The following is a 21,812-nucleotide window of genomic DNA, read 5'->3' on the forward strand; positions in this document are numbered from 1 at the left end:
TTTTGGTAATTATACATTACCAAAGGAACATACGTTTGTCTAGTGGGGTTTTCCTATTCAAACATGCTAGGCGAATCACCTAGCCGACATTCATCCCTCACTTACCACTGGGCTACGCCCATCACGTGCTTGAAGTGGGGGTCTTCTGTCGGAAAATGATAAATAGAATTTAAATGGAAGCTATTTCTCATTTTCAAGAGCATGTTAACGTATTAAAGGCTGAACATGCTAAATAATGAAAAAAAGAAAGCCCTCTGCTAAACAGGAGCTTTCCCCTCTTTATAATGCTGTGTTTGTTTCCTTCTGCATTCGCTGCTGCTTCGCCTTTTTAAAATGAAGCAATTCATATACAACCGGAATGACAACCAGTGTTAACAACGTCGCCACACTCAATCCTCCAATAACAACAACGGCAAGGTTGGCGGATACAAGGCTGCCGGTTTCTGATTTCTTAAATAGTAATGGCAGCATGGCGCAAATAGTCGCAACTGCAGTCATGAGAATTGGGCGCATGCGTGTTGCCGCAGCATCAAGAATAGCATCGCGAATCGTCATCGTAGCCTCATTTTTCTTCACTCGATCAAGCAGTACAATGGCGTTTGTTACAACAACTCCGATAAGCATTAATGCTCCAAGCAATGCGGTCGGATCTACCACGATGCGGCTAATTAACAACCCTAAAATGGCACCGATAGCTGCAAGCGGCAAAGAAAAGAGAATCGCGATAGGAGCACGTAATGTTTTAAATGTGATAACCATGATTAAAAATACAATACCGATGGAAGCGAGCATTGTCATGAACAAATCAGTGAAATCATCAGCCTGCTGCGTACTCGCACCGCCTACAAATATATCCACTCCTTCTGGAAAATCCAGCCCTTTTCCTGGTTTCTCTCCAAACAATGCTTTATTGATTTCTGTAGAGATAACAGATAACTGATCAGCTTCTACCGTAGCTGTCACACGAATATAGGAATCTCCATCTTTATGAAACACATTGGTTGGTTGTTCTGCCTTTTTAAGTGTGGCAATTTCCGAGACAGGAATGGCACCTGCCGGAGTTGCAAGATTGATATCTTTCAAGTCTGATTCTTTCTTCGGATCTAGAACTGGCTCCAACAGAACTGGTGTCTGTTGATCATCGACCATAATCGTTCCCATTGGCATTCTATTAAACATTACAGCCAGCTGTTGTGCGACTTGCTCTGCCTTTGCTTTAGACGGGTCAACTACAAAGGAGTATACTGTTTTCTTCTCTTCTTGATTCGTTTCAACAGCCTCCACGCCTTTTATACCTGTTATTTTGGCTTTAATATCCTTGGCAGCAGTTTCTAGATCACCTAGCTTTTCACCGACAACATCAATTGTAATTTGCGGCCCGCCGCTCCCTGTCAAAGATCCTGCTCCTGCTGTTAGCTTAGCACCAGAGTAATTTCCCTTTTGTTCTTCAATTTTCTTCGTAAGTGCTTCAGAATCAATATCCTTTTTTAAAATCAGCATATAGCTTGCTTTTGTAGGAGAACCAATTTCACCATATTTGGCAGCATCCGCACTATTGCCAAGCTGTGTAAACAAATACTTCACATCATCTTGACCTAGTAAAAATGTTTCTAGCTTTTTCGTATTGTCTTTCACAGTCTCAATTGGTGTATCATTCGGATAGCTTAGCGTTACTTGCATAAAATCGACAGTCGATCTATTAACAGTTCCTTTTGGCATCATGAAGTAAGCGCCAATGGAACCTGCAAACATAACAAATGAAGTTAAGAGTATAATCCATTTATGATTAAGCGACCAGCTCAGCAAATTTTTAAATCTAACTGCCGGTTTGTGCTCTTTTAGCTTTGCGTTTTTCAAAAGCCCCGCACTCATAAGCGGAACAACAGTTAATGCAACGATAAGAGATGTAAGCAGCGAATACGTAATCGTCAGTGCAAATGGCAGCACTAAGTCCTGTAAGTCACCGTTAACAAGACCAATCGGCAAAAAGACAGCTACTGTCGTTAATGTAGAAGAGGTAATGGCTGCGCCAACTTCCTTTGTTGCAGCCATTATAAGCTCCGCTGTAACTTTCTCGCGCTGAGCTCGGTGGAAAATATTTTCAATGACAACAATGCTGTCATCTACTAGCCGCCCTACCGCTACAGCTATACCACCCAGTGTCAATATATTTAAGGTAATGCCCGATTTAGCAAGCAAGAATAACGTCAAGCATAAAGATAGCGGGATTGAAACAATTGTGATAAAGGTAGAACGGATATTGCGTAAAAATATCATAATAACAATAGTAGCAAATAAGGCCCCCAGCAGTACTTCCTTCATCATGCTGTTGACGGAATTCTCTACCATATCAGCCGTTGCCAAAATAACGGTTGCCTTTACATGATCGTACTTACTGTTAATTTCCTTCGTTGCCTTCTTAATCTCGTGGCTAATGGAAACGGCATTAGAATGACTATCCTTCGTCACAATAAAAAGAAGTCCATCCTTCCCATTAATGCGTGTTAAAGTATTTTCCGCCTTCTTAATTTCAATGGAGGCCACATCGGAGAGCGATGTGTTTGGCGCAACTATTAGCTTTTTTAAATCTTCAATTTTGTTAACATCCCCGACTACCTTCAGGTTGCTTGCCTTCCCATCAATGGTTTTTTCACCGATGGAAGCAGCCATGTTCTGCCCCTGAAGCACAGTCATAATATTTTCTAAAGAAACCTGCTTTTCACCCATTTCTTTGTTCTTTACCTGAACAGAAATAAAAGAATCCGTTGTCCCGAACGTCTGAAGGTTGGCAACGCCTTTAATATCCTTAAAGTAAGGAGAAATTTTTTCTTTTGCAAACTCCAGATTACTTGGAGTAAGACCATCATCAAAGGTAATCGCAACATCGGCAATTGGGATCATTGACGTATTAAGCTGTACGATGCTCGGTTTGGATACATTAGAGGGCAATGCAATAGTGCTAAGCGCGTCTTGTATTTCCTGCTTAGCATCCTTTTTATCAGTCTTGGGCTCAAAGAAAATATCTATTTTAGAATAACCGTCACCTGTTGTTGAGAAAATATTGCGTTTGCGGCTTACTGTAGCAACTGCCGTTTCAATTGGCTTTGTCACTTGATTCTCCATTGTAGAAGAGTCAACTCCTTGACCCATTACCACAACCGACACCTGCGGCTGATCAATGGGCGGAAGAAACTCCATAGGAAGAGTAAGGTAGCTAACAATCCCCATGAGCAAGATGAGAATAGACATAATGGAAACCGCGGCTTTATTTTGAAAAGCCCATTTAGTAAACCAAGACATATGAATACCCCCTTTTCAACTTGTTTAAAAGTTTGAACAATAGTAATAGTAACATCCATAAATTGTAAATAAAATGTTTTATTTGTAATTTTTTGATAATATGGTTTAATATCCCACATTCTATTAACTTTAAAAGGAACAGGTCTTTACGATTAATGCAAGTAAATGAGTTATAGAAAATAGCTTTGTAATAAGTGCGCAAATTCAAGATAAAATCACTCCTCCAACCTGCCTGCTATAGAAAACATCCATAATTGATGATACGATAATGAAGTCTTAAAAAATGTTTGGAGGGTACATAGATGAAAATTGCTATGGCAAGTGACCATGCTGGAGTTGCTTTGAAAGAAGAAGTAAAGGAACTACTAAAGCAACAAGGACATGAAGTATTAGATTTCGGAACAAATAGTACAGATGCCTGTGATTTACCGGATTATATATATCCTGCATCATTAGCAGTAGCAAAAGGAGAAGCGGACCGCGGTATCTTCATTGATGGTGTTGGTTATGGCAGTGCCCTCATTGCCAATAAAATATACGGTTTGCATGCAGTCGTTTGTCAGGATCCATTTTGCGCACGATTAGCCCGTGAACATACAGATAGTAACGTTCTATGTATTGGAGGAAAAATAATCGGTTCAGCCTTAGCTATTGAAATCGTAGACGTATGGATGAAAACAGATTTCCTTAGCGGGATTGAAAAATATGAAAGACGTGTTAAAAAGGTAAACGAAATCGCGGAAAAGCATGTAAAAAAATTATCTGAAATATAAGTAAAGCGGAAATAAAAGCGTTGATGAAACGTCCCCGCACAGCAACTATACATGCGAGAGGAACGCATGATAAAAGCGGCTCGTTTCTACTGATGCATTGGAGGAACGACAACAATAAGGAAGGCGTGGCTATTATCTTTCACGCCTTCTTTATTTTTACACTTTAAGATGGAAAATATTAACTGAAGATTGTACAATATAAATTAGATAACTTGATTTACATAAGGAGGGTTTATACATGTTTTTATCTACCGCTGGTTTTAATAAGGCATGGGAGTTCGAAAGTTCTTCTACACAAAAATTGCTTGATGTCTTAACAGATGAGTCTCTCAAGCAGGCTGTTAAACCAAATGATCGTACCTTGGGCGGTCTTGCTTGGCACCTCGTCACAGCTCTTTCAAGTATTATGGGACAAACAGGCTTACTCTTCGACGCACCTGCCCACAATACTGCTCTTCCTGCTACTGCAAAGGAAATTGCCGATGCTTATCGTCAAGCGAGCCAAGCCTTAGCCAAAGCAGTTCAAACGCAATGGACAGATGAAACATTGCAAGAAACATGTAACATGTTCGGACAAGCAGGCTGGACGAAAGGAATGGCCCTTTCTATCCTCATCAACCATCAAATCCATCACCGTGGTCAAATGACCATTCTTATGCGGCAAGCAGATCTAATCGTTCCAGGCATATACGGTCCTGCTAAAGAGGAATGGAGCCAAATCGGTATGGAGGCCCCAGAAATCGTTTAAGAGGGAAACTAAAGCAGAAACACTAGATACCTCATGATAATGATCGTAACTACCTACGTAACTTTACATGATTTTAACCTCTTTGGACATACTGTGTATGTGTCTTTTAGAGCACTGTTAGCTTATGACAAGGAGGAATTCTTATGCCGAACCAAAATCAGTTCACAAATTCCACTAATTCTTCTATCCAGGGTACAATGGAGAACATTTGGCGCACAACTTGCGGATCATGGGAAAACTGTAATGAATCTACCGTTCAGTCTTTCTTATCTCAATGTGAGCAGCATAACATCGACCCTCAGTTTTGCATGAGCTGGATTCAACAACATAGCGAGCATATCCCAAACTGGTCGGCCGTTTCTGATACAACTCGTGAATGGGTAAACCAACATACCTCTACGGGGTCGCCCATTTCTGTGTCGAAGCAAAATATACATTAAAGAAAATCCACTGATTGGGCATAGTTGCACTTACACTGTATCCCTAAAGTTTCCGACTACGTCAAATAACTTCTAGCTGGAAACTGATACTTTTCTATAGTGTAAAAAAGCAGACCTAGTCCACTCTGCTCCATGGGAGAACACCCATGCAAAAGGCACTTTTTGTCTTTTGCACGGGTTGCATCAAGATCACGGAAAATGAAGAATAATTCTCAAACTTAAGTTATCTTCTCCCTAAACGGGTTACAATGAAATTCTTAATTTGGTCGCATTGATTACTGATAGATCGGCGAGCCGTTAGGCGAAGACAGAGGTGCAGTTGCACCTCTACTTAATTATTAAAAATTACCATTATGTCAAATTCGCTTCTGGTTGGAAATATCTTTTTCTTGCAAGTGTAAAGAAACCTGCTAGTTTTCTAGTAGTTTCCCGCGACTAGTTAAGGTTTACCACCGTATACTCCTTTCTAATCTATCTTTTTCTTCTTTATATAAGGATGACATAATCCAATTACTCTACAATCCATATAAAACCATTTTTTCATTGTAAATTATTAAGGAAATGTTAAGAGAAAGTTGAAGACCTGCTTCAATAATATTATAATGTGTTTTGTGACCTTTAGTTGTCTGTTCGAATCCAAAGCGTAATTTTGTTTTTACAAACTAAAAAACTACAAGCTTACTACCATGAAATTAGATTAGCAGAGGTGAATTATGAAGATTTTAGTGAACAAAGCACAACGCTTTTTAAGCAACCATCTTGGTTTTTTTATTTTGGCAGTAGTATTATTTTGGGCAAAATCCTATGTTGCCTATCGTGTTGAATTTAATCTAGGAATTAGTAATTCTATACAGAAATTTCTCTTATTTATCAATCCCATAAGTTCAGCTCTATTTTTCCTTGGACTTGCATTACTAGCGAAAGGTAAAAAGGTTTATACCCGTATTATTGTAATGAATTTTATTTTGTCCTTTGTTTTATATGCCAATATTGTCTATTACCGATTTTTTAGTGACTTTATTACATTTCCGACTCTTACTCAAACGAAAAACTTTGGTGATATGGGCGGAAGTGTTCTAGCTTTATTAAAAGCACATGATATTTTCTATTTCATAGATTTAATCATTTTAATTACGTTGGTAGCAGCAAAATTCGTAAAACGCGAATCGGTTCGTGTAGGGAAGCATAAGGTATCCTTAGTATTTCTAGTGGCCATTGCCATTTTCAGTGCAAATCTAATGTTAGCAGAATCTGACCGTCCACAATTATTATCACGAACATTCGACCGTACCTATATTGTGAAATATTTAGGGGCATATAATTATACTATTTACGATGCGATTCAAAGCGCGAAGTCATCTTCCCAGCGAGTTTTCGCGGACGGCAATGATGTTACCACTGTTCTTAATAATGTAAAGTCAAATTACGCAAGTCCTAACCCGGAGTATTTTGGAAAAGCAAAGGGTATGAATGTCATTTATATTCATTTGGAATCGTTCCAAAACTTTTTAATTAACTACAACTTAAATGGTCAAGAAGTAACTCCATTTTTAAATTCATTAACAAAGGACTCTAACACGCTGTACTTTGATAACTTTTTCCACCAAACAGGACAAGGTAAAACATCTGATGCAGAATTTATGTTGGAAAACTCTTTGTTTGGTTTACCACAGGGATCTGTATTTTCAACAAAGGCACAAAATACGTTCCAGGCTGCACCAGCTATTTTAGGTCAACAAGGGTATACATCAGCTGTGTTCCATGGCAACTATAGAACTTTCTGGAACCGAGATCAGATTTATAAATCATTTGGCTTTGATCACTTTTTCGACGCAAGCTACTATGATATGAACGCAAATGATGTGTTAAACTATGGCTTAAAAGATAAACCATTCTTTCAGGAATCTATTCCTATGCTTCAAACTTTAAAGCAGCCGTTCTACGCAAAATTTATTACATTATCCAACCATTTTCCTTATCCAATCAGTAAGGAAGATGCGACAATTGAGCCGGCTCAAACAGGTGACGCTTCTGTTGACACGTATTTCCAAACAGCACGTTACCTAGATGAATCCGTCCAAAGCTTCTTTGATTATTTAAAGCAATCTGGATTATATGATAATTCTGTCATTGTTCTCTATGGTGATCATTACGGCATCTCAGAGAATCATGATAAAGCAATGTCTCAAGTTCTAGGTAAGGACATTACACCTTTTGAAGATGCTCAATTACAACGCGTACCGTTAATTATCCATGTACCTGGCATAAAAGGCGGTGTCATGCATCAATATGGCGGGGAAATTGATGTTCTTCCAACGTTGCTTCACTTGCTGGGCACTGATACAAAAAATTATTTGCAATTTGGTACAGATTTATTATCAGCTGACCATCAGCAGGTTGTTGCTTTCCGCAACGGCAACTTTGTAAGTCCGACTGTTACTGCATTAAACGGTAAATATTTTGATTCTGCAACAGGAAATCCGATAGAGCTCAATGATGAAATCAAACGCATGGAACAGCTTGTCCAAACAAAGCTAAGCCTTTCTGACAAGGTAGTATATGAGGATTTATTGCGTTTCTACACACCGGAAGGATTTACACCTGTAGACAGTTCGAAGTATAATTACAACCACTAATGATAAAATCCAAGACAGTATTTGGAAAAGTGATTGGAATAGAAAAAGAAGCTAATCGTCTACTATATAGATGATTAGCTTTTTTACTTTGCACTTTAAGAAAGGATAAAATTCTAGCTGGAAGACCATTCGACGTAGTGAGAAATTTTAGGAACAAAGTATAAGTAGGGCAGGGCTCGCCAATCGGCGAGTTTTCTTTATGAAGCATTTTTCTTAAGCATATAAGCCATGAAGTATAATATCTCCAACCGCATGCGCAATCATCGCATACTCTAACCCTTTTTTCCAATACAAATAGCCGCAAAGCAGACCGATAAGACCATTGAGTATAATTGTGCGAGCAAAGAGAATCGGTGTGATTTCACCAAACAGTTGCTGTACTGCCGGAAAATGAGCTATTCCGAATAAAAGAGCTGCTCCTAGTATTCCTATCCAGTACATCCAAGGCTTCAACCCTTGCTGCTTTCGAAACACTCTAGAAAGCACCCAGACAATCAAGGTCATGAGAAACAGACGCAGCTGCACCTCCTCATACACCCCTCCCTGTAGAAAGGTTAGCATCCCTACTAAAGGGGAAACCTTTCTGTCCATACTTACCAGCTCTGGAATAAGCGGCCGGAAAACAAACAGCTCCAATCCAATAACAACCAGTACGCCTATTCCCCCAAGTATAATAGCTTGCCAAACATCTCTCTTCTGAAAACCAACTTCTCCTGTTTTTAAAATCCAGCTTCGAAAAATAGGGGCATCAAGTCCTACAGCCTCTCCCATCATTAAGCCGAGCCAACCGAGCACGAAGGCTAGAATCGCTCCTTGTACAACGGATGCAATAATCACTGTAGCAACAGGAACCTTTGTACCTGCTAATGTATCTCCTATAGTTGCTATCATATATGGGATGCCGCATAAGAGACCGATTACACATAAAATGGCAAGAAAAATAGCTAATTTAACGTGCTTCAAGATAATCCTCCCCCACTACCATCACGGTCACTATTACCGCTACCTGGGAGAATCAGTACCGCCGGATACACAGACTCCCCATTTGGAATCGTCACGGTCCCAGCTAGCTTTACTTCACTTTGAATAACTACATTCTCTTCTTTGACTTCATAATTCACGATTCATCCACTCCCTTTCCCACATCAGGGATAATAATTGTCGCTATAGTCCGCTTTTTCCGATCATCGCGAGGGTCATTTTGAATAAACTTTTGAAATACCGCCGCGATACCTTGAGCAAACTCTTGAAACTCATCATCATTCATATGTAGTTCAGCCTGCCGGAATGTAGCTCCGTCCTTCACAAAATCAGCTTTTTCTTGGTTTACATAGCTGCCAAAGTTGTTAATTAAACCGCTCACAAATTGGATGAATACCTCCATCTTTGCTTCATTTGAGCTTTCCATAAATTCCTGTAGAGAAATAACACCACCGCTAGATAAGGCATATACCTTCTCCACCGCACCGCGCACTTGATGCTGCTCCACAGCCTCAATGACTCCGCCCTGAACCAGCTTGTTTAAATGCCGATACAGCGTAGCCTGCGGTACAGCTAATAATCGTTGCCCCATTTCCTGTACAGTAAGCCTGCGACCTCCTATTAAGGTTTGCAAAATTTGCATGCGAACTGGATGTAAAATTAGATTTGCTTTTTCATTCATCATTATCACCTTGCTTTATTGCCATGTTTTATTATCATTATCAATAATGATAATAATTATATTTTTATATTTTGTCAATAATTCCCAAGTAAAATATTCCAATTTTTAAGAAACTGCCGTTAAAGGCCCCTATCCGTTATCCTATATTCCCCTTATCTCTTCCTACCTGTTTATCGAAAATTTTTATCCTAAGGCTTTTTTCGCATCCAATTACCGAAAGCATATACCTTTTGTATCCTTTTCGTAAATGTGAGAAACATAAGCGAAATTTCACTATCTCACAAAATCAACTTTTACTCATCACCATACTCACATTACTTCTACTATGTAAAAAATTCCCTAATTCATCGGATTATATAAAAAGATATTGATACCATATCTACTGTCTCTCGGTTTAGAAGGCAAACTACATTATTGAAGAACACATAAAAAAGGTTGTTAAAATTTTTATCCTACCCCCTTAAAAATAAGATCTCTTGCGAATAAATATAAATGGTAGTTCAAGGGAGTGAAACCGATGAGAATTTCTATACACGATTTTATCGTCATTTTTTCCGGCTCTATCTATGGTATTTATGAAATATTTATAGATAACACGTATGCTTACATCAAAAGAATAGTAGGAATGCTGTCCTTAATTTTATCCATATGGATACTTGTTTCATGTATAATGTCTAGAAAAGACAAAACGGAACGTTAACCGCATGCTTATACAGGATAGGAATTTTACAGAAAAGGGAGATTCTATTATCGACTCCTCTTTAGTACGTTATGTGCGCGTTATAAATTAAGAACGTGTTAGTTCAAATATAATGCCCATCGTACAGTAAATAAGAACTTTACTTAACATAGTTCTTCTTCATCAATAGATTAAACATAGGAGAGAGGAATCATGTCAGATGCATATCGTTCTCGTGAAGAACGAAAACAACTAGAACAAAGAATCATGTCAGGAACGTATCAGTCTCGTGAGGAACGAAAACAAATAGAGAGAAGCCAACAAACGCAACCTGGGACTAAAAAGCCCCCCAAAAAAAGACCTCTCTTGCAAAAGATCTTACTTGCATGTTTGCTGATGGGTATCATTTCAATAGGGGCAGGAATTTCTGTTTTCTTTTATATAATTAAGGATGCTCCCTCAATAGATGCTTCAAAATTAGCAGATCCATTATCAACGAAGTTTTACGATAAGGATGGAAATTTTATCTACGAATATGGAAAGGAACGGAGGACAAAAATTACCTACAATCAAGTTCCAAAAGTGTTAGAACAGGCATTTATTGCTACTGAAGACGCACGTTTTTATGAACATCACGGCGTGGACATAAAACGGACTGGCAAAGCCATTTTGGAAAATTTGACTGGGGGCTTCGGATCGCAAGGCGGAAGTACCATTACACAACAAGTAATTAAGAACTCATTTTTGTCTCCTCAAAAAACATTAAAACGAAAAATACAGGAATGGTATTTATCGTACAAGTTGGAACAAAAATATTCTAAACACGATATTTTAATGATGTATTTAAACAAAATTAACTTAGGGAATCGTTCTTATGGAGTTGCTGCCGCAGCGCAAAATTACTACGGTATTGCATCAAATGATTTGAAAAAATTAACGCTTCCACAGGCTGCTATGTTGGCTGGGTTACCACAAAGTCCAAATAATTACGATCCTTCTAAACCAGAAAACGTAGCCGCAGCTACAAAACGCCGGAATCTTGTCTTGGCTTCTATGCATAGACAAGGATACATTACGGAACAACAAATGCAGGACGCTATAAAGGTTCCAGTAACGAAAGACATTGTTCCGAGAAACAATCAAGAAGGCATGCCATATGAAGTGTTTTTGGATGCTGCAACGAAAGAAGTTGAAAGCAAATTAAAAGATGTCAATATCAGTACAGATGGTCTGCAAATTTATATGACCCTTGACCCTAATGCTCAACAGTATGCTGATAAAATCATGGCTACACAAGATATTGTAAGTTATCCGAACGATCGTTTTCAGGCAGCTTTCACGTTTATGGACTCAAAAACGGGTGAAGTACGTGCCCTTGGAAGTGGTCGTAATGAATACAAAGCAACATTCCTGGGAAATAATTTGGCAATTGATATGAAGCGTCAAGCGGGGTCGACATTTAAACCGATCTTTGATTACGGTCCAGCGATTGAAAACTTAAAATGGTCGACATACCACCAAGTTGTAGATGAACCGTATCAATACTCTAATGGAACACCTATTCGGAATGCATATACTGAGTACAAAGGCTCCATGTCTATCCGGAATGCTTTAGTAGAGTCACGAAATATTCCAGCTTTAAAGACATTACAAAAAGTCGGTTTGAATAGAGCAAAAGAATTTGCGCAATCGCTTGGGATTACATTCCCAAATGATCAGGTTTATGAATCTTACGCAATTGGAAGCAATCCTGTATCTCCTCTTGAAATGGCAGGAGCATACGGTGCATTTGCAAACGGTGGTGTGTATACAAAGCCTCATTTCGTCACAAAAGTTGTTTTTCCAGATGGCAAGGAAATAAATTTCAAGCCAAAAAGCAATCGTGTTATGAAGGATTATACAGCATATATGATTACTGATATGCTTCGTGGTGTAGTAAATGCTTCTAACGGAACAGGCACAACAGCCCATATACCTGATCTGGACATAGCAGGAAAAACGGGAACAACAAATTTTGATAATAAGACCAGCAGTCAATTTGGATATCCATCTAAAGCAACCAATGATAGTTGGTTTGTCGGCTACACGCCACAATATACGATGGCTGTTTGGACAGGGTATACAAAAAATGGTCTTGGTAATTATATGCTTGGAGATACTACAAAGATCTCACACCTTATTTTTAAAGCGATGCTGAAAGCATTTGGAACAGATACATCCAGATCCCAACAACCAAGCAGTGTATACACATTGAATAATGAGTTGTACATTAAGGGGACTAGTCCTGACGTTATACCACCAGTAGTTGCACCACCAGCAGTTGCACCACCAGCAGTTGCACCACCAGCAGTTGCACCACCAGCAGCCACGTCACCAGCAGCTGTACTACAAAAACAGAACAGTAATAAGGGAAATAGTAAAGAAAACTCAGGACACAAAGATAAGAAGGATAAAGGTAAACATCACTAGAGTAAGTATAGCAAAGGGATAACCTAGGTGGAGTAGAGAATATTGGCAAGCCTTGCTCTTGAGCGGGGACAAAGGCGTAGAGGCCCTTATAGTGGATTCCTAAAATTTCTTGCTATGTCGAATAGTCTTCCAGCTCGAAATTTATACTTTCTTAAAGTAGATAAAAAGTCGCTGTTACTTCACAGCGACTTTTTATACTGGTTTTCCAACTGATTGATTTTGAAACTGCTGCAGCATCTGCTTTGAAATTGCATCATATCCTAAAGCATTCGGATGCACCCCATCTTCAGAAAGATATTGAAGATGTTTCCCATTAATAACTTTCGTTGTCTCAATCACAATGGATGAGCTAAATCGGCTGGCTGCCTCATATAATTTCACATTCCACTTTGGCAGCAACTGATCAGCCAAGGAATACAATTCGCTCCCCGGTTCTAGAGGATTATATAATTCAAGCAACACCACTATTGCCTTTGGATTAAGCTCATTCACTTTTGTTGTAATTTGGGCAAGATTATCAACAAAGGCAGCTTGCAGCGCATCAAATGACTGAATCGCTTGAAGATAATTTTTATTTCTTACAGAGTGGATAATATCATTACCTCCAATATTGATTGTAATAATATCCGCTTTTTGGATACTCTCATCTAACTTCCCAGTTTGTAAAAGAGCATTCAGCTCAGAACTTGTCATTCCCGCAACACCTTCATTTTGCAATACAATAGGCTTGTTCGTTTGTTGCTCTAGCATGTCTGAAAAACGATCGACAAAGCTTTCATTTTCACCTGCCCCAATCCCACGAATAATTGAATCCCCTAACGCAAGATGATTCAATTCGGGTTTATTAAGCTGACGAACATAATCTATATATGAAACGCTGCGTTTTTCTGCTTCAACAGAAGGAGCCGAGGCATTCTTCATCTTGTAGATTTGATATTTAGGATAATAAAACCAGCCAGCAACTCCTAAAGCTATGCAGCTCGTTACAACTAAGACAAATATTAAAAACTTCTTCATGCATATCCTCCTTCACTGACAATCATTATAGCAAAATAAAATATAAAATAATCACTCCAAAATGTGTAAGGAAGAAAAAATTAATATAGGTCTTTTAAAGAAAACTCGCCGATTGGCGAGCCGTTAGGCGAAGACAGAGGCGTAGTTGCACTTACACTGTATTCCTAAAAATTCCAACTGCGTCGAATTCACTTCTAGCTGGAATTTTATGCTTTTCTACAGTGTAAAGAAAACTCGCCGATTGGCGAGCCGTTAGGCGAAGACAGAGACATAGTTACACTTATACTTCGTTCCTAAAATCTCTAACTACGTCGAATTATCTTCCAACTAGAAATTTATACTTTCTTAAAGTGCAAAAAAGAGACAGAAATGAATCCTGTCTCTAATTTATCTTAATTACTCGTGAAAGTTCGTACCATCTGTCGTTTCTTGGACGATGCCGGCGCGGATAACAAAGTCACCGAAGTGCTCACCTTCGTTTCGTTCTTTCGCGTAGCGAGGCAGAAGCACACGCAGCTCGCTCAAAATCTCTTCTTCACCAATACTTTCACGGTGTATTTTGCTTAAACGGCTACCATCAAATGCAGCACCAAGATACATATTGTATTTACCTGGAGATTTACCAATAAAACCAATTTCACCAAGCGCATGACGGCCACAGCCGTTCGGACAGCCTGTCATGCGGATTGTGATTTCTTCATCACGCAAGCCATTCTCATCAATAATAACATCAATCTTACTAATAAGGCTTGGTAAATATCGCTCAGCTTCCGCCATTGCTAATCCACATGTCGGAAGCGCAACACAGGCGATTGAACTGCGGCGAAGTGCAGAATAATGCTGGCCATCTGTTAAACCATACTGTTCAATGAGTTCATTGATTTTTTTCTTTTTCTGACTTGATACATTGGCAATAATCAGATTTTGATTTGCCGTCAGACGGAATTCACCCGTATGAACCTTAGCAATCTCACGAATTCCCGTCATTAGCTTATAGTCATCATAATCAGTAATACGGCCGCCTTCAACAAATAGCGTGAAATGCCATTTTCCTTTAAGCCCCTGTACCCAGCCATAACGGTCGCCGTTACTCTCAAACTGGTATGGTTTCGCTTCATCTAGTTTCCAGCCTAAGCGGTTCTCCAACTCAGCCTTAACATTTTCCAGCCCAAGTCGATCAACTGTGTACTTGAAACGAGCATATTTGCGGACAGAACGGTTTCCATAATCACGCTGAATCGTGATAACTTTTTCAGCTACATCATACATTTGCTCCGGCTTACAGAAACCAATCACTTTAGCAAGCTGCGGATATGTCGCTTTGTCGCCATGCGTCATCCCCATACCGCCGCCGATTGCCACGTTAAAGCCGATAAGCTTGTCTTCCTCCACAACTGCAATGAAGCCAAGGTCTTGTGAAAAGACATCAATATCATTCGCTGGAGGAACCGCAATCCCGATTTTAAACTTCCGCGGTAAATACAGCGGTCCGTACATCGGTTCAACTTCTTCTACCTCCGGTGTACCGGCCACTTTTTCCTCATCTAGCCAAATTTCATGATACGCTCTTGTACGAGGCAACAATTGGTCACTTAAAACTTTTGACCACTCATGCACTTCAGCATGAATTTCAGATTGATATGGATTGGAAGTACACATAACATTCCGGTTCACGTCACCGCATGCAGCTATCGTATCCATCATAGACGCATGGATTTCTTGAATCGTTTGTTTCATGTTCCATTTTAAAATACCATGAATTTGGAATGTTTCACGTGTTGTTAGCTTCAACGTCCCATTTCCGTATTTTTGAGCAAGGTCATCCATAACAAGCCACTGATCCGATGATGCTACACCGCCTGGCAAACGAACGCGCAGCATGAATTGGTACGCAGGCTCCAATTTTTGCTTTTGGCGCTCATTGCGGAGATCACGGTCATCCTGCAAGTAGCTGCCGTGATGTTTCATCAAACGATTATCATCTTCAGGAATCCCAGCTGTCATCCGATCCAGCATTACTTCCTTCAGCGTACCGCGTAAATAATTACTTCTATCTTTTATTCCCTCAACGTCGCTTGGCGAGCCGTCTGGGGCTTTTAAAATTTGGTTCACCATGTTGAAAAAGCTCCTTTCAATCCAAATCAGTATACATCACGTTGATAACGTTTTTGTTTTTTCATGTCGGCAAGATAAGCTTCTGCCTCTTCACGACTCACGCCGCCCTCTTTTTCGATAATCTCAAGCAGGGCATTATGCACGTCACGCGCCATATGCTGCTTGTCTCCGCACACGTAAAAGGCTGCTCCTTCTTGAAGCCACGCAAATAACTCTTTGCTGTGCTCAAGCATGCGGTGCTGTACATATACTTTTTCAGCTGTGTCACGAGAAAAGGCAACATCCATTTTCGTTAACACACCATCTTTAAGCCATTTTTGCCATTCAGTTTGGTAAAGGAAATCTGTAACGAAATGCTGGTCGCCAAAGAACATCCATGACTTACCTTCTGCTCCGGCCTCTTCCCGCTCCTGCATAAAAGCACGGAATGGCGCAACGCCTGTTCCTGGTCCAACCATGATAATTGGCGTACTTGGATTTTCAGGCAATCTAAAGTGACTGCGCTGAATATAAATTGGCAATGTATCTCCTGGCTGTAGACGCTCCGCACATAAAATAGAGCAAACACCTTTTCGCTCACGTCCATGTGCATCATAGCGGACAGCACCAATTGTTAAATGGACCTCATCCGGATTTGCGGACAAGCTGCTCGCAATAGAATACAAACGAGGCGGTAGTTTCCGCAGAATGGAGACAAACTCTGGTGCTGATGCATTCCATGGACCGAAGTCACGAATTAAATCCAGTACATCGCGCCCAGCAGCATATTCTTTTAATTTTTCTTTATTCTCCGGCAATGTAAGCTCACGTAAAGCCTCATTTCCAGAGAGTTTTGCAGCCTGTTCAAGAAGTGGCTTTGTTAAAACAGTAATTTCAAAATGAGAGAGGAGCGCTTCTCTAAGCGGACGAACATCTCCTTCTTTATTAACTGTCACTGCTTCTTCCGGATTCCATTTCGTTCCCTCAAGCAGCTGATCTACAAGATCCGGGTCATTTTGCGGATAAATACCAAGGCTATCCCCTGGTTCATATGTGAGTCCAGAGCCTTCAAGAGATATCTCAAGATGACGCGTTTCTTTATTGGAACCGCGACCATTCAAGTTTAAATTCTCAAGTACTTCCGCATGAAACGGATTTGTTCGAGAATACACAGATTCAGTTGCTTGCGCCTGAGTTGCCGCTGCCGTAGCAAGAGCAACACTTTCGCCCTGCGCTTCACTTAAGCTGCCTAAGACTCCTTCTATCCATTTGCTTGCCGGCTCTTCAAAATCAAGATCGCAATCAACACGGGGGTACAGGCGCGTGCCGCCAAGCTGTTCTAGGCGTTGATCAAAGTCTTTTCCTGTTTGACAGAAGAACTCGTATGAGCTGTCCCCAAGCGACAACACAGAAAAACGAAGATCGTCTAGCTTTGGCGCCCGTTTGCCGTAAAGAAACTCATGGAATGACAGCGCATTATCTGGCGGCTCGCCTTCTCCATGTGTACTTGCGACAATCAGTAGATTTTGAACCTTCTTCAAATTATTCGGCTTAAAATCGCTCATGGACGAAACTGTTACTTGAAATCCTTGAGCCTCAAGCGTCTTGCCTGCTTTCCCTGCAAGCTTTTGTGCGTTACCTGTTTGTGATCCGTACAAAATAGTCACTTCTTTAGAGACTGTCGGTCCAGCGTTCGCGGTAGGCACCTCTGCCACATGTGCTTCTAGTGTTCCTAAAGCGGAAACAGCCTGAATAGCAGGCTGGGCTGCAGCTAAATAGCCACTCAGCCAGATTTTTTGCGATTCTGTCAAGGTTGGCAGAAGACGGTTAAGGAGCTCTGCCTGCTCCTGGTTAAACGGACTGTTTATTACCTGAAGTTGCAACGATATCCACCTCTCAAATAAATATAAACTGATTGTATGTCATTTTGTTTATAATGACTATTGTTAATAATCCTTACCCTTCACCTTTCAGTGAAAAAATGATTAACTCAATCGTATCTCTACTATTACTATAAGTCAAATCAGTTTTAATTATATAAACCATTAGTGAATACTTATGAATACATCCGCCACTTAACCTTCTTACGGAATGTTTGAAGTCGGGAGGCTTTATAACGTATAGACTCGTTCCAGCAAATGAAAATATGCAATCAAACATATAAAAAGAGAGTCCTCTTATATGTTAATAAGAATGACTCTCTTATGGATAATAAAAAGTCTGTTTATGCAATGTGAGCTACCCGCGGTTGATTGTAATCTTTTATTTTATATTTTACATATGTTTGAGGAATTTGAAAACGTTCAGCTACCGCCAACGACGCGCCGTAAAGAGTTCTACCATGTTCAATTTCGTAACCAATCATGGAACAGTATACGTCTGCTTCAATATCAGAAACTATTGGCAGCATGTGATGTTGTTCCATCAAGAGCTGATAAAGCTGATTGATCAGATCCAGACTCTTATCGAATTTTTCCTGCAAATATTCTACATCATACTCATTAAGTGTCAAACCTTTTTCAACAAAAACTTTTAACTCTTCTAAAAATAATTTGTTTTCCACCATCACATTTATCACTCCCTTTTGATAGTTTTATTCTAGCACTCTTTCAGCAAAAAAGAAAGCGTTTCCAATTAATTTTTTTCTAAAAATTCAATTCATTAATTTGAGGCAAAGTGCTTTTTCGTTATAGTAAAAAAAGCAAGAATCGCTGGTAGGATCTGTATTAAGAAAAGCAGACAAGGCCCGCCTTTTATGGCAGCGTAGGGGTGGGCCAGAGTAAAAGGCTCTTTTTACCTTTTGCGGAGATTCAGCCTGGAGTCTGCCATTTTGGGCCTTGGGAGCTAGACATCACCCCCGAAAAGTTATCCTTTCTTATCTTGTAAAGTATACATTCTTAACAGTATAAACACTAACAGCCCGTAACAATAAAGTTACGGGCTGTTGCTTTTCATAACATATTTAAACAAAAAACGTTAGCTTAGATATCAACCTGTATTTCGTAATCCTGCAGCAACACCGTTGATAGTAAGCAATACTTCGCGGAGTAGCTCACTTGTATCATCATTCTTCTCTGCTTTTTGACGAAGCTCTGAAAGAAGCTGAACTTGAAGGAAGTTCAACGGATCAACATATGGATTGCGAAGTCGAACTGATTCTTGAATATTTGGAACATGGTCAAGTAAACTACTTTGTCCTGTAATTTGCAGGATAATATCTTTTGTTTTATTATACTCCTCCGTAATTACACCAAAGATTCTTTGTTCAATTTCTTCGTCTTTAACCATATCTGCATACTCTTTTGCAGTTGTTAAATCAGCTTTTGTTAAAGCCATTTGCAAGTTATCGATAGTCGAGCGGAAAAATGGCCACTTTTGGTACATTTGCTGAAGTAAAACCAATCCTTCTTTCTTCTCAACAAAACTTTGCAAGCCAGTTCCTGCTGCAAACCAAGCAGGCATTAATTGACGGCTTTGTGTCCATGCAAACACCCACGGAATCGCACGCAAATCTTCAAATCGATTGCTTCCTTTACGGCTCATTGGTCTAGAACCAATATTAAGAGCCCCAAGCTCAAGTAAAGGAGTAGCTTGTCTAAAGTATGTTAAGAAATCCGGATCTTTGAAAACAAGTGATTGATACTTTTCTAAAGCATACGCTGCAATCTCATCCATCGCTTGTTCCCACTCCGCAGAGCGTAAATCATCTTGTTCAGCCTCATTTGATACATGTGCAATCGCTGTAAGCAGCGTGCTTGTAGCTTGCTCAAGACTGCGATACGCAATCTCAGACAATAGATAACGAGAAGACAGAACTTCTCCTTGCTCCGTGATTTTTACACCGTCTCCTAATGTCTCAGCAGGCTGTGACAATAGACTGCGATTTAGAGGACCGCCGCCGCGTCCTAAAGAGCCGCCGCGTCCGTGGAAGAACTTCAAGCGGATATCATATTTCTTCGCCATATCATGAATCTCTTGCTGCGCTTTATAAAGCTTCCAGTTAGCAGTAAGCGTACCGCCGTCTTTGCTGCCGTCGGAGTAACCTAACATAATTTCCTGCAAGTTATTGCGAGCAGCTATATGATTACGATATAACTCTAGCTGGAATAATCGTTCCATCAGCTTTGGACCCGCTGTTAAATCATCGATTGTTTCCAATAATGGAGCAACATGCAGATTGCTTACAACGCGACCATCCGGATAAACACGATATAAGCCAACCTCTTTAGCTAGAACGAGCACTTCTAACAAGTCGCTGGAAGATTGCGTCATACTTATTAAATACACTTCAATAGCACGATCGCCAAATTCCTCTTTCGCTCTTCTAATCATCCGGAATACTTCGATGATTTCTTGCGTTTCTGGAGAATACGTATCAAAAATTGAGATTAATGGTCTGCGATCTTGTAAAACTTTTGTTAAAACAGCCATTTTTTCCTCTTCGGTCAACGCTTTATAGTCAGGAGTAACATTGACTGTTTTGAAGATTTCGGCAATTGCAGATTCATGTTCCCCACTATGGTTGCGAATATCAAGAGTAGCCAAATGGAAGCCGAATAACTCAACTTGTCGCTTTAATTTTCGCAGCATTTTTAATGCATAGCCATGCGGATGATGACTTTTAATGCTCTTTTCAATCATCACAATATCACGAAGCAGTTCATCAGCAGACTGATATCCCGCACCGCTTTGACCACATTGCTCTAATTTTTCAAGCATAATGGTTACTTTGCAGCGATAAATTTCATCTTCATTTCGCCATTTCTTTTGCCCTTCAAATAAAGCTGTTTCCTGTTCAACTGAGTTAAGCAGCTCCTCACTGACCTGTATCCTCTTTGTCGAATGACTTAGTCGCTTCATCAAAACTTGAAGAGCAGCTTTATATTTTTGCAAAGCTAGTTCACGTTGTTGCTCTAACGTTTTCCACGTCATTGCAGCAGTTACATTTGGGTTACCATCACGATCGCCGCCGATCCAGGAGCCAAAGCGAAGGAAGGTAGGTACATCCCAATTTTGTCCATACTTCTCAACAAGTAAATCCTCTAAGTCTTGATGAACTTGAGGCAGCACATCAAATAACGTTTCATCAAAATAATAGAGACCGTTTTTCACTTCATTCATAACAGTAAGTTTGTGATCTCTCAATTCATCTGTTTGCCATAATACCGTGATTTCGTTAAATAAGCTCTCTTCTAGGTCTTCCTTTTCACGTTTTGTGCACGGCTGATCTAATTGCTGTAACAAGTTAGCGATACGTTGGTGAATTTGCAATACCGTCCGTCTCGTTGCTTCTGTCGGATGAGCCGTAATAATCAACTCAAGTGATAATGTTTGTAAGGCATTTTCAACAATATCCGTTGAAATATTATTTTCAATTAAAGACGCCACTCCATCTTCAAGGGAACCTGGCTGAAGGAGTTCACCGCTCTGATGCTGATACTCACGACGTCTTCTAATTCGATGAGTTTGTTCTGCAATATTCACCAGCTGTAAGTAAATAGAAAACGACCGAATTACATTCTGCCTTAATGGCGGCTGTAAATTTGTCATTTCTTCTTTTAACTGTGCGTACACAGATGGATTATGCTCATCTCGAAGTGATTTTGCAATACTACGGATGTTCTCCACCTTATTGACTAATGCTTGCCCCCCTTCATGAAGAAGAACCTCATCTAAGATATCTCCCAAAAATTTTACATCTCGTTGCAAAGGGTCGCCGTGACCTTGCTCTTTTACGGATAAATGTAATGTCATTGTAGTTACAACCCTCCAAAGTGGTAATTATGTGGTAATTCCTTAATGTTCTATGAGTAATACCACTGCATATGAAGCATTGATTTATTATACCACAGACTGATTAATTATTAACTAGCATACTTCGTTTCTTGTCGAAAAATCGTATTATTTGCTGATTTTTTTGATAATATTAGTACTGTTTCTGAAGTGGGATGGAGAAAAAGTCTGCAGTAATACACTTTCTATATGTATGGATG

14 protein-coding genes are annotated in these 21,812 nt (G+C 39.8%); 5 read left to right on the forward strand and 9 right to left on the reverse strand.

Features of this window, described 5'->3' with window-relative positions; genetic code table 11:
- Window positions 1-279: 279 nt before the first annotated feature.
- A complete protein-coding gene (locus AAHB12_RS11795; RefSeq protein ID WP_342045451.1) occupies window positions 280-3,300 on the reverse strand; it encodes an efflux RND transporter permease subunit in 3,021 nt (1,006 codons plus the stop codon).
- A 302-nt stretch (window positions 3,301-3,602) separates the two neighbouring features.
- On the opposite strand from AAHB12_RS11795, the gene rpiB reads away from it, so the two are divergent.
- The 4 genes from rpiB (at window position 3,603) to AAHB12_RS11815 (ending at window position 7,897) form a co-directional block, all read left to right on the forward strand.
- Window positions 3,603-4,073, forward strand: coding sequence for a ribose 5-phosphate isomerase B (gene rpiB / locus AAHB12_RS11800; RefSeq protein ID WP_129725835.1), 471 nt, complete (start codon window positions 3,603-3,605; stop codon window positions 4,071-4,073).
- Window positions 4,074-4,311: 238 nt separating this feature from the next.
- Window positions 4,312-4,821, forward strand: coding sequence for a DinB family protein (locus AAHB12_RS11805; protein WP_342045452.1), 510 nt, complete (start codon window positions 4,312-4,314; stop codon window positions 4,819-4,821).
- Between the two features lie 143 nt (window positions 4,822-4,964).
- Window positions 4,965-5,261 carry a hypothetical protein gene (locus tag AAHB12_RS11810; protein ID WP_342045453.1) on the forward strand — a complete coding sequence of 99 codons (297 nt, stop codon included), beginning with the start codon at window positions 4,965-4,967 and terminating at the stop codon, window positions 5,259-5,261.
- A 713-nt stretch (window positions 5,262-5,974) separates the two neighbouring features.
- Complete coding sequence (locus AAHB12_RS11815) at window positions 5,975-7,897, forward strand: LTA synthase family protein (protein ID WP_342045454.1); 1,923 nt, start codon at window positions 5,975-5,977, stop codon at window positions 7,895-7,897.
- A gap of 213 nt (window positions 7,898-8,110) precedes the next feature.
- Here AAHB12_RS11815 and AAHB12_RS11820 read toward each other — a convergent pair whose 3' ends face one another.
- The 3 genes from AAHB12_RS11820 to AAHB12_RS11830 are packed head-to-tail and all read right to left on the reverse strand — an operon-like array spanning window position 8,111 to window position 9,563.
- Window positions 8,111-8,860 carry a CPBP family intramembrane glutamic endopeptidase gene (locus AAHB12_RS11820; protein ID WP_342045455.1) on the reverse strand — a complete coding sequence of 250 codons (750 nt, stop codon included), beginning with the start codon at window positions 8,858-8,860 and terminating at the stop codon, window positions 8,111-8,113.
- Window positions 8,857-9,018: a hypothetical protein gene (locus AAHB12_RS11825; protein ID WP_342045456.1), complete on the reverse strand. Its 162-nt coding sequence runs from the start codon at window positions 9,016-9,018 to the stop codon at window positions 8,857-8,859. Before AAHB12_RS11825 ends, AAHB12_RS11820 begins: the two co-directional genes overlap by 4 nt.
- Complete coding sequence (locus tag AAHB12_RS11830; protein ID WP_342045457.1) at window positions 9,015-9,563, reverse strand: helix-turn-helix domain-containing protein; 549 nt, start codon at window positions 9,561-9,563, stop codon at window positions 9,015-9,017. The genes AAHB12_RS11825 and AAHB12_RS11830 overlap by 4 nt, the downstream gene beginning before the upstream one ends.
- A gap of 943 nt (window positions 9,564-10,506) precedes the next feature.
- Here AAHB12_RS11830 and AAHB12_RS11835 point away from each other — a divergent pair.
- Window positions 10,507-12,708, forward strand: a complete 2,202-nt coding sequence (locus AAHB12_RS11835; protein ID WP_342045510.1) for a transglycosylase domain-containing protein — start codon at window positions 10,507-10,509, stop codon at window positions 12,706-12,708.
- 192 nt (window positions 12,709-12,900) lie between these two features.
- Here AAHB12_RS11835 and AAHB12_RS11840 read toward each other — a convergent pair whose 3' ends face one another.
- From AAHB12_RS11840 to ppc, 5 genes are all read right to left on the reverse strand, one after another.
- Window positions 12,901-13,725 (reverse strand): GDSL-type esterase/lipase family protein, encoded by an 825-nt coding sequence (locus AAHB12_RS11840; RefSeq protein ID WP_342045458.1) that lies wholly within the window; start codon window positions 13,723-13,725, stop codon window positions 12,901-12,903.
- A gap of 396 nt (window positions 13,726-14,121) precedes the next feature.
- Window positions 14,122-15,840 carry an assimilatory sulfite reductase (NADPH) hemoprotein subunit gene (gene cysI / locus AAHB12_RS11845; protein ID WP_342045459.1) on the reverse strand — a complete coding sequence of 573 codons (1,719 nt, stop codon included), beginning with the start codon at window positions 15,838-15,840 and terminating at the stop codon, window positions 14,122-14,124.
- Window positions 15,841-15,866: 26 nt separating this feature from the next.
- Complete coding sequence (locus AAHB12_RS11850; RefSeq protein WP_342045460.1) at window positions 15,867-17,702, reverse strand: assimilatory sulfite reductase (NADPH) flavoprotein subunit; 1,836 nt, start codon at window positions 17,700-17,702, stop codon at window positions 15,867-15,869.
- A 341-nt stretch (window positions 17,703-18,043) separates the two neighbouring features.
- The gene (locus tag AAHB12_RS11855) at window positions 18,044-18,388 is read right to left on the reverse strand and encodes a hypothetical protein (protein WP_129725817.1); all 345 of its coding nucleotides are present in this window, start codon (window positions 18,386-18,388) and stop codon (window positions 18,044-18,046) included.
- Window positions 18,389-18,807: 419 nt separating this feature from the next.
- Window positions 18,808-21,573 (reverse strand): phosphoenolpyruvate carboxylase, encoded by a 2,766-nt coding sequence (gene ppc / locus AAHB12_RS11860; RefSeq protein WP_342045461.1) that lies wholly within the window; start codon window positions 21,571-21,573, stop codon window positions 18,808-18,810.
- Window positions 21,574-21,812 lie beyond the last annotated feature (239 nt).

The sequence above is a fragment of the Bacillus sp. OTU530 genome (assembly GCF_038440375.1).

Bases quoted from the DNA above. Each gene is read 5' to 3' on its own strand.
- AAHB12_RS11815 (WP_342045454.1), top strand. From the start codon at position 5,975: ATGAAGATTTTAGTGAACAAAGCACAACGCTTTTTAAGCAACCATCTT.
- AAHB12_RS11795 (WP_342045451.1), bottom strand. From the start codon at position 3,300: ATGTCTTGGTTTACTAAATGGGCTTTTCAAAATAAAGCCGCGGTTTCC.
- AAHB12_RS11830 (WP_342045457.1), bottom strand. From the start codon at position 9,563: ATGATGAATGAAAAAGCAAATCTAATTTTACATCCAGTTCGCATGCAA.
- AAHB12_RS11835 (WP_342045510.1), top strand. From the start codon at position 10,507: ATGTCAGGAACGTATCAGTCTCGTGAGGAACGAAAACAAATAGAGAGA.
- cysI (WP_342045459.1), bottom strand. From the start codon at position 15,840: ATGGTGAACCAAATTTTAAAAGCCCCAGACGGCTCGCCAAGCGACGTT.
- AAHB12_RS11840 (WP_342045458.1), bottom strand. From the start codon at position 13,725: ATGAAGAAGTTTTTAATATTTGTCTTAGTTGTAACGAGCTGCATAGCT.
- rpiB (WP_129725835.1), top strand. From the start codon at position 3,603: ATGAAAATTGCTATGGCAAGTGACCATGCTGGAGTTGCTTTGAAAGAA.
- AAHB12_RS11810 (WP_342045453.1), top strand. From the start codon at position 4,965: ATGCCGAACCAAAATCAGTTCACAAATTCCACTAATTCTTCTATCCAG.
- ppc (WP_342045461.1), bottom strand. From the start codon at position 21,573: ATGACATTACATTTATCCGTAAAAGAGCAAGGTCACGGCGACCCTTTG.
- AAHB12_RS11805 (WP_342045452.1), top strand. From the start codon at position 4,312: ATGTTTTTATCTACCGCTGGTTTTAATAAGGCATGGGAGTTCGAAAGT.